This is a genomic window from Ramlibacter sp., assembly GCF_028292805.1.
Taxonomy (GTDB): domain Bacteria; phylum Pseudomonadota; class Gammaproteobacteria; order Burkholderiales; family Burkholderiaceae_C; genus Ramlibacter.
The window spans coordinates 1-12,876 of the sequence record NZ_JAQGLS010000159.1 but is presented as its reverse complement, the minus strand read 5'-3'; the positions used below and the strand labels follow the sequence as shown (position 1 = coordinate 12,876).

At 66.8% G+C, this 12,876-nt stretch carries 9 protein-coding genes and 1 pseudogene; 9 read left to right on the top strand and 1 reads right to left on the bottom strand.

Annotated elements, in window-relative coordinates; all coding sequences use genetic code 11:
- A pseudogene (locus JWP65_RS09525) lies at positions 1-618 on the top strand (lysine decarboxylase); the annotation flags it as partial.
- A 130-nt stretch (positions 619-748) separates the two neighbouring features.
- Here the strand turns inward: JWP65_RS09525 and fabI are convergent.
- Positions 749-1,540 carry an enoyl-ACP reductase FabI gene (fabI, locus tag JWP65_RS09520; protein WP_299763081.1) on the bottom strand — a complete coding sequence of 264 codons (792 nt, stop codon included), beginning with the start codon at positions 1,538-1,540 and terminating at the stop codon, positions 749-751.
- Between the two features lie 37 nt (positions 1,541-1,577).
- Between fabI and JWP65_RS09515 the strand changes: the two genes are divergently transcribed.
- The 8 genes from JWP65_RS09515 (at position 1,578) to infB (ending at position 12,773) form a co-directional block, all read left to right on the top strand.
- On the top strand, positions 1,578-3,392 hold the full coding sequence (locus tag JWP65_RS09515; protein ID WP_299763079.1) for an extracellular solute-binding protein: 1,815 nt from the start codon (positions 1,578-1,580) through the stop codon (positions 3,390-3,392).
- Positions 3,392-4,420 (top strand): microcin C ABC transporter permease YejB, encoded by a 1,029-nt coding sequence (locus tag JWP65_RS09510; RefSeq protein ID WP_299763077.1) that lies wholly within the window; start codon positions 3,392-3,394, stop codon positions 4,418-4,420. Before JWP65_RS09515 ends, JWP65_RS09510 begins: the two co-directional genes overlap by 1 nt.
- 91 nt (positions 4,421-4,511) lie before the next feature.
- Positions 4,512-5,552: an ABC transporter permease gene (locus JWP65_RS09505; protein ID WP_299763075.1), complete on the top strand. Its 1,041-nt coding sequence runs from the start codon at positions 4,512-4,514 to the stop codon at positions 5,550-5,552.
- A 61-nt stretch (positions 5,553-5,613) separates the two neighbouring features.
- Positions 5,614-7,221, top strand: coding sequence for an ABC transporter ATP-binding protein (locus JWP65_RS09500; protein ID WP_299763074.1), 1,608 nt, complete (start codon positions 5,614-5,616; stop codon positions 7,219-7,221).
- A 9-nt stretch (positions 7,222-7,230) separates the two neighbouring features.
- Positions 7,231-7,647 carry an alternative ribosome rescue aminoacyl-tRNA hydrolase ArfB gene (gene arfB / locus JWP65_RS09495; protein ID WP_299763073.1) on the top strand — a complete coding sequence of 139 codons (417 nt, stop codon included), beginning with the start codon at positions 7,231-7,233 and terminating at the stop codon, positions 7,645-7,647.
- Positions 7,648-7,814: 167 nt separating this feature from the next.
- Positions 7,815-8,381 carry a ribosome maturation factor RimP gene (rimP, locus tag JWP65_RS09490; protein WP_299763072.1) on the top strand — a complete coding sequence of 189 codons (567 nt, stop codon included), beginning with the start codon at positions 7,815-7,817 and terminating at the stop codon, positions 8,379-8,381.
- A complete protein-coding gene (gene nusA, locus JWP65_RS09485) occupies positions 8,378-9,880 on the top strand; it encodes a transcription termination factor NusA (protein WP_299763071.1) in 1,503 nt (500 codons plus the stop codon). Before rimP ends, nusA begins: the two co-directional genes overlap by 4 nt.
- A 19-nt stretch (positions 9,881-9,899) precedes the next feature.
- The gene (gene infB / locus JWP65_RS09480; protein WP_299763070.1) at positions 9,900-12,773 is read left to right on the top strand and encodes a translation initiation factor IF-2; all 2,874 of its coding nucleotides are present in this window, start codon (positions 9,900-9,902) and stop codon (positions 12,771-12,773) included.
- Positions 12,774-12,876: the final 103 nt, after the last annotated feature.

Sequence of the window (12,876 nt, the reverse complement as noted above, 5' to 3'; positions counted from 1 at the left end):
ATCCTGTTCACCATCGGCATCACCAAGGGCCGCTGGAACACGCTGCTGTCGGCGCTGCAGCAGTTCAAGGACGACTACGCCAAGAACCAGCCGATGTGGCGCATCCTGCCGGAGTTCTGCCAGCAGTACCCGCGCTACGAGAGCATGGGACTGGCCGACCTGTGCCAGCACGTGCACGCGCTGTACGCCAGGTACGACATCGCGCGCCTGACCACCGAGATGTACCTGTCGGACCTGACGCCGGCAATGAAGCCCAGCGACGCCTATGCCTACATCGCACACCGCAAGACCGAGCGGGTGGAGATCGACGAGCTGGAAGGCCGCATCACCACCAGCCTGGTCACGCCGTACCCGCCGGGCATCCCGCTGCTGATTCCGGGGGAGGTGTTCAACAAGAAGATCGTCGACTACCTGAAGTTCTCGCGCGAGTTCAACGCCCAGTGCCCGGGCTTCGAGACCGACATCCACGGCCTGGTGGAAATCCAGAGCGACGACGGCAAGGTGCGCTACTACGCCGACTGCGTGGCCCGCGACCCAGCCCAGGTGACGCCGCCGGCGATGCCGCCAGGCAAGCTGGTGCAGGTGGGCAGCGACGGGCCGTTCGGGCGGACGGTGTAGCAATCACCGAAAAATCGCTTGGAGCGATTTTTCAGTGGCCGGTCAGTGCGAGGAGGACCGCAAAGCCGGGTGCTCTTCGCAAAGGGACCGGGCCGCGCGATGCGCAGCCCGGCCCCGACCTCGACCTCGTTCAGGCCGCCGGTTCCGCGATCCCGCCCACCACCTGGCTGAAGCCGCCGTCGACATAGGTGATCTCCGCCGTCACGCCGCCGGCCAGGTCGCTGAGCAGGAAGGCCGCGACGTTGCCGACGTCCTCGATGGTGACGTTGCGGCGGATCGGCGAGGTTTCGGCCACCACCGACAGGATCTTGCCGAAGCCCTTGATGCCGCTGGCCGCCAGCGTCTTGATCGGACCGGCGCTGATGCCGTTGACGCGCATGCCCTTGGGGCCCAGCGACTCCGCCAGGTAACGCACCGAAGCTTCCAGCGAGGCCTTGGCCAGCCCCATGGTGTTGTAGTTCGGCACGATGCGACTGGCGCCCAGATAGGTCAGCGTCAGCAGGGCCGACTTGTCGTTCAGCAAGGGCAGGGCGGCCTTGGCCATCGCCGGGAAGCTGTAGGCGCTGATGTCGTGCGCGATCTTGAAGGCCTCCCGCGAGAGCCCCTCCAGGAAGTCGCCGGCGATCGCCTCGCGCGGGGCGTAGCCGATGCTGTGCACGAAGCCGTCGAACTTCGGCCAGCTGGCCGACAGGTCCTGGAACAGCCTGGCGATCTGGGCGTCGTCGCCCACGTCGCAGTCGAACACCAGGCTGGAGCCGAAGTCGCCGGCGAACTCGGTGATGCGCTCCTTGAAGCGCTCGCCCTGGTAGCTGAAGGCCAGCTCCGCGCCTTGCGCGTGGCAGGCGCGCGCGATGCCGTAGGCGATCGAGCGGTTCGAAAGAACGCCGGTAATCAACAATTTCTTGCCAGACAGGAAGCCCATGGAACTCTCGCTTTCAAAAACTCGTCAGAATTGTCGCATGCGAGGTTTGTTGCTTCTGTTGACCTGGGCCCTGGCCCCGGCCGCCTGGGCCGCCCATGGCTACGCGCTGTGGGGGGACCTGAACTATCCCTCCGGCTTTGCCCATTTCGGTTACGTGAACCCGAATGCACCGAAGGGGGGAGAGCTGCGCCTGGTGAGCAACCTGCGCTACTCCACCTTCGACAAGTACAACCCGTTCACGATCAAGGGCTCGCCGCCGGCCTACCTGTCCGGGCTGATGTTCGACAGCCTGCTGTCCGGCGCCCAGGACGAGGTCGGCTCCGGCTACGGCCTGCTGGCCGAGGACGTGGCGGTGCCGGCCGACGGCCTGTCGGCCACCTTCCGGCTGCGGCCGCAGGCACGGTTCCACAATGGCGATCCGGTGCTGGCGGGCGACGTCAGGCACACCTACGACACGCTCATGGGCCCGCACACCTCACCGGCCTACAAGACGGCGCTGGAGGACGTGGCCGGCCTCGACGTGCTGGATGAACGCACGGTGCGGTTCCGCTTCAAGCGCAAGAACCGCGAAATGCCACTGACGGTGGGCGGCCTGCCGATCTTCAGCCGCAAGTGGGGCATGGAAAGCGGCAAGGCCAAGCCGTTCGACCAGGTGGTGATGGACATCCCGATCGGCAGCGGCCCCTACAAGATCGGCCCGGTGAACTTCGGCAAGGACATCACCTACGTGCGCGACGCGAACTACTGGGCGCGGGACCTCAACGTGCGCCGCGGCACCTCCAACTTCGACCGCATCACCGTCAAGATCTACAAGGACAACACGGCCAAGCTCGAGGCCGTCAAGGCCGGCGAGTTCGACCTGATGCGCTTTTTCTCCGCCGGCGACTGGGCGCGGCGGGTCAACGGCCGCAAGTTCAACACCGGCGAGCTGGTCAAGGGCGAGTTCAAGCATCGCCTGCCGTCCGGCTTCCAGAGCTACATCCTGAACACCCGCAACCCCAAGCTGCAGGACGCGCGCGTGCGGCAGGCCCTGGGCTTGGCGATCGACTACGAGTGGATGAACCGGCAGATGTTCTACAACTCGTACCAGCGGGTCACCGGCCTGTTCGGCAACACCGACTGCAAATCCGCAGGCCTGCCGTCGCCGCAGGAACTGGCGCTGCTAGAGCCGTGGCGCGGCAAGATTCCCGACGCCGCCTTCGGGCCGGCCTACGAGCCGCCGCGCACGGACGGCGCCCACTCGCTGCGGGGTAACCTGCGCCAGGCGCGCGAGCTGCTGCGGCAGGCCGGCTGGGTGGTCCAGGACGGCGTGCTGCGCAATGCCAAGGGCGAAACCCTGTCGCTGGAATACCTGGACAGCCAGGAGGGCGGCACCCGCACCATCACCCCCTGGATGCGCAACCTGGAAAAGCTTGGCGTCACGCTTACCTTCCGGCCGGTGGATTTCGCGCTGTACCAGCAGCGCTTCCAGAAAAAGCAGTTCGAGATCATCACGCTCAACTATCCGGGCACCAACACACCGGGCCAGGACTACGTGGACCTGTTCGGCAGCAAGTCGGCCGACCAGGAAGACTCGGGCAACCTGACCGGCATCAAGAGCGCCGCCGTCGACGACCTGCTGCAGCGCATGACCAGCGCCCAGACCAAGAGTGAACTGTTGCCCGCCTGCCGGGCCCTGGAGCGGGTCATCATGCATTCCCACATCCTGCTGCCGCAGTGGACGGCCGGCACCCACCGCCTCGTCTACAACGCCAGGCGCCTGCAGCCCACGGCCACCATGCCGCCGTATTCGCCGGGCGAGGCCTGGGCGATCGACACCTGGTGGGCCAAACCGCAGCCGGCCGCTCACTGATGGCCGCCTACATCCTCAAGCGCCTGCTGCTGATGATCCCGACCTTGTTCGGGGTGCTGTTGATCACCTTCGTCGTCACCCAGTTCGTGCCCGGCGGCCCGGTCGAGCAGTACATGGCCGAAGCGCGCGCCGGCACCGGCGGCGGCGGCGAGGGCGGCACCTTCAGCTACCGCGGAGCCCAAGGGGTCGACCCGAAGCGCATCGAGCAGATCAAGGCCTTGTACGGCTTCGACAAGCCGCCGCACGAGCGCTTCGTCCAGATGCTGGGCCAGTACGCACGTTTCGACCTGGGCACCAGCTTCTTCCAGAACAAGGATGTCTGGACACTGATCCGCGAAAAGCTTCCGGTTTCGATCAGCCTGGGCCTGTGGACCTTCTTCATCAGCTACCTGATCGCCGTGCCGCTGGGCGTGGCCAAGGCGGTGCGGGCCGGCAGCCGGTTCGACCTGCTGACGACGCTGATCGTGCTGGTGGGCTATGCGATCCACGGCTTCGTGCTGGGGGTTGCGCTGCTGGTGATCTTTGGCGGCCAGCTTGGCTGGTTTCCGTTGCGCGGCCTCACCTCGGGCAACTTCGCGCAGCTGAGCGTGGCCGGCAAGATCGTCGACTACCTGTGGCACATCGCGCTGCCGGTGACGGCGATGGTGGTCGGCAGCTTCGCGGTGACCACCATGCTGACCAAGAATTCCTTCCTGGAAGAGATCCGCAAGCAGTACGTGCTGACGGCCCGCGCCAAGGGGCTGGACGAGCGCGCCGTGCTGTGGAAGCACGTGTTCCGCAACGCGCTGATGCCGATCATCGCCGGCTTTCCGGCAGCCTTCCTGGGGGCGTTTTTCACCGGCTCGCTACTGATCGAGACGCTGTTTTCCCTCGACGGGCTGGGTTTGCTGAGCTTCGACAGCGTGATGCGGCGCGACTACCCGGTGGTGCTGGGAACGCTGTACCTGTTCACGCTGATCGGCCTGCTGACCAAGCTGATGAGCGACCTCATGTATGTCTGGGTGGACCCGCGTGTCAAATTCGACTAACCCCCCCGAAGCGGCACTTGGCCGCCTCCCCCCGCAGGGGCGCGCGGTCAGCGGCCCGGCAAAGCCGGTGGCGCGACCACCCGCGAAGGGAATGGACAGCGGCTGGGTCCACGTCTCGCCGGTGCGCCGGGCCTGGCGCCGTTTCCGCAAGAACAAGCTGGGCTTCTACAGCCTGGTCCTGTTCCTGACCGTCGTCATCCTCAGCCTGTTCGCCGAGGTGATCTCCAACGACAAGCCGCTGGTGGTGCGCTACGAAGGCCGGTACTACTTCCCGCTGGCCACCAGCTACCCGGAAACCACCTTCGGCGGTGACTTCCAGACCGAAACCGATTTCCTCGACCCGTTCATCCGGCAGCAGCTGGCGCAGGGCGACAACTGGGCCATCTTTCCGCCCAACCCGTACGGGCCGAAGACGCTGAACTACTTCGCGCGGGAGCCAAATCCGTCCAAGCCGACCCGCGACAACCTGCTGGGCACCGACGACCGCGGCCGCGACATGCTGGCGCAGCTGCTGTACGGCTTTCGTCTGAGCGTGCTGTTCGCGCTGGCGCTGACCACGCTGGGCGTTCTGATCGGCGTGGTGACGGGCGCCATCCAGGGCTTTTTCGCCGGCAAGGTGGACCTGGCGTTCCAGCGCTTCATCGAGATCTGGGATTCGATGCCCGAGCTGTACCTGCTGATCATCTTCAGCGCGATCTTCGCGCCCAGCGTGTCGCTGCTGCTGATCCTGCTGTCGCTGTTCGGCTGGATGGGCCTGTCGCAGTACGTGCGGGCCGAGTTCCTGCGCAACCGGCAGATGGACTACGTGCGCGCCGCGCGGGCGCTGGGCGTGGGCAACGGCCGGATCATGGGCAAGCACATCCTGCCCAACAGCATGACCCCGGTCATCACCTTCCTGCCGTTTCGCATGAGCGCCTCCATTCTGGCGCTGACCTCGCTGGACTTCCTGGGCCTGGGCGTGCCGCCGGGCACGCCGTCGCTGGGCGAACTCCTGAGCCAGGGCAAGAACAACATCGACGCCTGGTGGATCTCGCTGTCCACCTTCGCCGTCCTGGTGTCCACGCTGCTGCTGCTGACTTTCATGGGCGACGCACTGCGCGACGCCCTCGATCCCCGAAAGGCCGATACGTGAAGCTCGTGCAACGCCATTTTCTCCCTCTCCCGCTGGCGGGAGAGGGTCCGGGTGAGGGCTCGTGAAGCAGCCCTTGCTGGAACTGGAGAACCTGCGCGTCGCGTTCGGCGGCAAGGAAGTCGTGCACGGGGTCAGCCTCTCGATCGCACCGGGCGAGAAGCTGGCGCTGGTGGGCGAGTCGGGCTCGGGCAAGAGCGTGACCGCGCTGAGCATGCTGCGGCTGGTGCACAACGCCCACATCACCGGCGCTGCTCGGCTGGCGTCGGCGCAGGCCGGCCGCGCGCCCACCGACCTGCTGCAGGCCACCGAGCGCGAGCTGCTGGGCATCCGCGGGCGCGACATCGCCATGGTCTTCCAGGAGCCGATGACGGCCCTGAACCCGGTCTACACCATCGGCGACCAGATCGCCGAGGTGCTCCAGCTCAAACACGGCGTCTCCACCAAGCAGGCCTGGGACGGTGCCGTCGCGGCGCTGGCCGCCACCGGCATCCCGGAGCCGGCCCGCCGCGCCGCCACCTACCCGCACCAGCTGTCGGGCGGCCAGCGCCAGCGCGCCCTGATCGCGATGGCGTTGGCCTGTCGCCCACGCCTGCTGCTGGCCGACGAGCCGACCACCGCGCTCGACGTCACCTTGCGCCAGCAGATCCTGGACTTGCTGACCGAGCTGCAGCGCCAGAACGGCATGGCGGTGCTGCTGATCACGCACGACCTGAACCTGGTGCGGCGCTTTGCCGACCGCGTCGCCGTGATGGAGAACGGCCACCTGGTGGAGCAAGGCAGCGTCGAGACGGTCTTTGGCGACCCGCAACACCCGTACACCCGCCGGCTGATCGACAGCCGCCCCAAGCGCGACGTCCAGCCGGTGCGCGGCGGCGCAGGGCCGGTGATGCGCGCCAGCGGCTTGAAGGTCAGCTACCCGGTGCCGCTGGCGGGCTTTCGCGGCTGGTTCCGTCGTGGCGCCTTCGTGGCCGTGCACGGGGCCGAATTCAGTATCCCGGCGGGCGGCACGCTGGGCATCGTGGGTGAGTCCGGCTCCGGCAAATCGACCATGGCGCTGGCCGCGCTCGGCCTGGTGACGCACGAAGGCCAGCTTGAGGTGGTGGGCCAGCAGTGGGGGCCGGACGTGGCCCGCAACCGGGCCATCCGCCGGCTGGTGCAGGTGGTGTTCCAGGACCCGTTCTCGTCCCTGTCGCCCCGCATGACGGTCGAGGAAATCGTGGGCGAGGGGCTGCTGGTGCATGAACCCGGCCTGGGCATGGCCCAGCGGCGCGAGCAGGTGCGGCGCACGCTGGACGAGGTCGGCCTGAACGAAACCCAGTTCCCGGGCCTGCTGGGCCGCTATCCGCACGAATTTTCCGGCGGCCAGCGCCAGCGGCTGGCGATCGCGCGGGCCCTGATCGTGCAGCCGCAGGTGCTGGTGCTGGACGAGCCAACCAGCGCGCTGGACGTCACCATCCAGCAGCAGGTGCTCAAGCTGCTGCAGAGGCTGCAACGCGAGCGCGGGCTGAGCTACCTGCTGATCACCCACGACGTCGACGTGATCCGCGCCATGGCGCACCAGGTGCTGGTGATGAAGGACGGCCACGTGGTCGAGGCCGGCAGCGTCGAGCAGGTGCTGGAGCAGCCGCGCGAGGACTACACCCGCATCCTTGTCGCCGCGGCGGGCTGAGGCGCCCGGATGAGCATCGAGCGGCCCCCCACCGCGATCCCGGAGTCCGAGGTCGAGATCACGGCCATGCGGGCCCAGGGCGCCGGTGGCCAGAACGTCAACAAGGTTTCCAGCGCCATCCACCTGCGCTTTGACATCCCGCGCTCCAGCCTGGGGCAGGATCACAAGGAACGGCTGCTGGCCTTGTCCGACAGCCGCATCACGCGCGACGGCGTGCTGGTGATCAAGGCCCAGACCCACCGCAGCCAGGACATGAACCGGGCGGAAGCCTTTGGCCGGCTGCAGGAACTGGTCGACAGCGTGGCTCAGGCACCGCGCATCCGCCGCCCGACCAAGCCCACTTACGGCTCGAAGAAACGCCGTCTCGAAGGCAAGAGCCTGCGGTCCCAGGTGAAGGTGTTGCGGGGGCCGGTGCGGGACGATTGAGGCGGGCCGCGGATGAGCCTGCCAAGGGATGGGCCAGGGCGCACTGTTTCCCTCGTCGCTACACCCAAAATCCTTGCAGGACAAGGCCTTAGCGGATACAATGCCGTCTTCACGACCAAACGGGCGGGTAATCACCGCCCGTTTTTTTTGGCTGATCGACTCACAACTTGGCACTTTCCGATCTCGTCGCACAAACCGTAGCCGGCCTTGGCTATGACATGGTGGAGCTGGAACGCACCCCCGGGGGCATCCTGCGCGTGACGATCGACTGGCCCTGGGACGGCAGCGAGCGCAGCGTCAACGTCGAGGACTGCGAGCGGGTCACGCGCCAGTTGCAGTACACGCTGGAAGTCGAGGAGGTCGACTACCAGCGGCTGGAAGTGTCGTCGCCGGGCATCGACCGCCCGTTGCGCCACGAGAAGGATTTCGAGCGGTTCGTCGGCGAGGTCGTCGACATCACGCTCAAGGCGCCCATCGGCGCCGCGGCTGGCGGCCACGTGGCGGCCAACCGGCGCAAGTTTCGCGGCGCGCTGGAGCGCGCCGAGGCCGGCTGGCAGATCGTGTGGAGCGACGAGCCGGAGCCGGTGCCGGGAAAGAAGGTCTCTAAAAAGAAGGAGCCTGCGCCGTTACGGGCGATGGGTTTCACGCTGGACGAAACGAAGGAAGTTCGCCTGGCACCGATTGTCGATTTCAAGGGGCGCAAGCGCGCCGGGGTTCAGGAGCAAGGGAAATGAATCGCGAACTGTTGATGCTGGTGGATGCCATTTCGCGCGAGAAGAACGTCGAGCGCGACGTGGTCTTTGGCGCGGTGGAAGCCGCCCTGGCGCAGGCCACCAAGAAGCTGTACCAGGGGGAAGTGGACATTCGCGTGGCCGTGGACCGCGACAGCGGCGACTACGAAACCTTCCGCCGCTGGCTGGTGGTTCCGGACGAAGCCGGCCTGCAGAATCCCGACGCCGAAGAGCTGCTGATGGACGCCCGCGAACGCATCGCCGATGCGGAAGAGGGCGAGCACATCGAGGAAGCCATCGAGTCGGTGCCGATCGGCCGCATCGGCGCCATGGCCGCCAAGCAGGTCATCCTGCAAAAGATCCGCGACGCCGAGCGCGAGATGCTGCTCAACGACTTCATGTCGCGCGGCGACAAAATCTTCGTGGGCACCGTCAAGCGCATGGACAAGGGCGACATCATCGTCGAGAGCGGCCGCGTCGAAGGACGCCTGCGACGCGGCGAGATGATCCCCAAGGAAAATCTGCGCAATGGCGACCGCGTGCGGGCCATGATCATGGAGGTGGACCTGACGCTGCGCGGCGCGCCCATCATCCTGTCGCGCTCGGCCCCCGAGTTCATGATGGAGCTGTTCCGCCAGGAAGTGCCCGAGATCGAGCAGGGCCTGCTGGAGATCAAGACCTGCGCCCGCGACCCGGGCAGCCGCGCCAAGATCGCCGTGCTCTCGCACGACAAGCGCGTGGACCCCATCGGCACCTGCGTTGGCGTGCGCGGCTCGCGCGTGAACGCCGTGACCAATGAGCTCGCGGGCGAGCGGGTCGACATCGTGCTGTGGTCGGAAGACCCGGCCCAGTTCGTCATCGGCGCGCTGGCCCCGGCCAACGTCAGCTCGATCGTCGTCGATGAAGAGAAGCACGCCATGGACGTGGTGGTGGACGAGGAAAACCTCGCCATCGCGATCGGCCGCGGCGGCCAGAACGTGCGGCTCGCCTCCGAGCTGACCGGCTGGAAGATCAACATCATGGACGCCAGCGAATCGGCGCAAAAGCAGCAGGAGGAGCAATCCACCATCCGCTCGCTGTTCATGGAAAAACTGGATGTCGACGAGGAAATCGCCGACATCCTGATCGTCGAGGGCTTCACCAGTCTGGAAGAAATCGCCTACGTCCCCATCTCGGAGATGCTGGAGATCGAATCGTTCGACGAAGACACCGTCAACGAGCTGCGCACGCGCGCCAAGGACGCCCTGCTGACGATGGAAATCGTCCGCGAGGAAAGTGTCGAGGAAGTCTCCCAGGATCTCAAGGACCTGGACGGGCTGACCCAGCAACTCATCGCACAACTGGCTGACGCCGGCGTGCACACCCGCGACGAACTGGCCGACCTGGCTGTCGACGAATTGACGGACATCACTGGCCAGTCCGCGGAAGAGGCCAAGACCCTGATCATGAAAGCACGCGAACATTGGTTCACGGGCGCTGCGGCAACGGCCGCACATGAGTGATGGGAGGAACTGAGAACACATGTCTAGTACCACCGTCGCCGAGTTCGCGAACGAACTCAAGAAAACGACCGACCAATTGCTGGAGCAGCTGAAAAGCGCCGGCGTGGCCAAGTCCGCCCCCACCGATGCCCTCAGCGATGCCGACAAGCAAGCGCTGTTGGGGTACCTGCAGGCCAGCCATGGCACTGCGGCGACCGACCGAAAGAAGATCACGCTGGTGAAGAAATCCACCAGCGAGATCAAGCAGGCCGACTCGACCGGGAAGGCGCGCACCATCCAGGTGGAAGTGCGCAAGAAGCGCACCTTCATCAAGCGCGACGAGGGCTCCGACACGGCAGTCGTCGAGTCGCCGGAAGCCGAGGTGCAGCAGCCCCCCGGCCCGTCCCCCGAGGATGTCGAGCTTGCCCGCCGCGAAGAGGAAGCCCGCCGCCAGGCGGAGCTGATCCGTCGCCAGGAGGAAGAGCTCGCCGCCAAGCGCCAGGAACGCGAGTCGCAGGAAGCCGCGGCCCGCTCGGTCGAGGACCAGCGCCAGTCGGAAGCGGACGCCCGCGCCAAGCAGTACGTCGCCAAGCAGGCCGAAGCCGTCGCCAACGCCGAAGCCGGCGCCACCGCCGCCAAGGCCGCTGCCGACGAGGCCGGCCAGGCCGTCGCCAAGGCCCAGGCCGAAGCGCGTGAGAAGGCCGCCGCCGAATCGAGGGCCCGTGCCGACGAGGAAGCCGCCCGTGCCCGCGACTTGGGCGAGCGCCGCCGCAAGGCCGAAGCCGAAGCCGCCGCCATTCGCGTGATGATGAACACCCCCAAGAAGGTGCTCATCGCCAAGAAGGAAGAGCCCAAGCCGGTGGTCAAGGCCGATCCGGCCAAGCCGGGCGTCAAAGGCACGCTGCACAAGCCGGCCACGCCGCCGCCGCGTCCGGGCGCAGCCGCGCCCGCCGCAGCCGGCGCCGGCAAGGAAGTCAAGTCGGCCAAGCTGTCGTCCAGCTGGGCCACCGATCCGGCCAAGAAGAAGGAAATCAAGACCCGCGGCGATTCGTCCGGCGGCGTCGGCCGCAATTCCTGGCGTGGCGGCCCCCGTGGTGGCCGCAAGGACCACCGCGACCACCGCGACGACTCGCACGGCGCCGCGCCGCAAGAGCAGCGGATCCTCGAAGTGCACGTGCCCGAGACCATCACGGTCGCCGAGCTGGCGCACAAGATGGCGATCAAGGCGTCCGAGGTCATCAAGGTGCTGATGAAGATGGGCCAGCTGGTCACCATCAACCAGTCGCTCGACCAGGACACGGCGATGATCATCGTCGAGGAAATGGGCCACAAGGCGCTGACCGCCGCCCTGGACGATCCGGAAGCCTTCGCCGAGGAAGACGCAGGCCAGGCCACGGCCGAATCGGTGCCGCGCGCACCGGTCGTGACCGTCATGGGTCACGTCGACCACGGCAAGACCTCGCTGCTGGACTACATCCGCCGCGCCAAGGTCGCCTCGGGCGAAGCCGGCGGCATCACCCAGCACATCGGCGCGTCCCACGTGACCACCGACCGCGGCGTGATCTCCTTTCTGGACACCCCCGGCCACGAGGCCTTCACCGCCATGCGTGCCCGCGGCGCCCAGGCGACCGACATCGTCATCCTGGTGGTGGCGGCGGACGACGGCGTGATGCCGCAGACCCGCGAAGCCATCAAGCACGCCAAAGCGGCCGGCGTTCCGATCGTGGTGGCCATCAACAAGATGGACAAGCCCGACGCCAACCAGGACCGCGTCCGCCAGGAACTGGTGGTCGAGGAAGTGGTGCCGGAAGAGTACGGCGGCGAGTCGCCGTTCGTGCCGGTGTCCGCCAAGACCGGCATGGGCGTCGACGCCCTGCTCGAGCAGGTGCTGCTGCAGGCCGAAGTGCTGGAACTGAAGGCGCCGGTGACCACCATGGCCAAGGGCCTGGTCATCGAAGCCAAGCTGGACAAGGGCCGCGGCCCGGTCGCCACCGTGCTGGTGCAATCGGGCACGCTCAAGACCGGCGACGTGGTGCTGGCCGGCCAGACCTATGGCCGCGTGCGCGCCATGCTGGACGAAAACGGCAAGGCGATCAAGACCGCGGGTCCGTCCATTCCGGTGGAAATCCAGGGCCTGACCGAAGTGCCGCAAGCCGGCGACGAATTCATGGTGCTGACGGACGAGCGCCGGGCGCGCGAAGTCGCGACCTACCGCGCCGGCAAGTTCCGCAACACCAAGCTGGCCAAGATGCAGGCCGCCAAGCTGGAGAACATGTTCGCCGACATGACGGCTGGCGCGGTCAAGACCGTGCCCATCATCATCAAGGCCGACGTGCAGGGTTCGCAGGAAGCGCTGGCCCAGTCGCTGCTCAAGCTGTCGACCGACGAGGTCAAGGTGCAGGTGGTGTACGCGGCGGTCGGCGGCATCAGCGAGTCGGACGTCAACCTGGCCATCGCCTCCAAGGCGCTGATCATCGGCTTCAACGTGCGGGCCGACTCCGGCGCGCGCAAGACGGCCGAAGGCAACGGCATCGACATCCGCTACTACAACATCATCTACGACGCCGTCGATGAGTTGAAGGCCGCGATGTCGGGCATGCTGGCCCCGGAAAAGCGCGAAGAGGTCATCGGCTCGGCCGAGATCCGCACCGTGTTCGTGGCGTCCAAGATCGGCACGGTGGCCGGTTGCATGGTCACCTCCGGCATGGTCACCCGCACGGCGCACTTCCGCCTGCTGCGCCAGAACGTGGTGATCTACACCGGCGAGCTGGAGTCGCTCAAGCGCGTCAAGGACGACGTGCGCGAAGTCAAGGAAGGCTTCGAGTGCGGTATCAAGCTGAAGAACTACAACGACATCAAGGAAGGCGACCAGCTCGAATTCTTCGAAGTCCGGGAAATCGCCCGCACGTTGTGAAGCGCAAGGCAGCCACCCCCAACCGCGGCTTCAAGGTCGCCGACCAGATCCAGCGCGACCTGGCGCAGCTGATCGCGCGCGAGCTGAAGGACCCGCGGGTGGG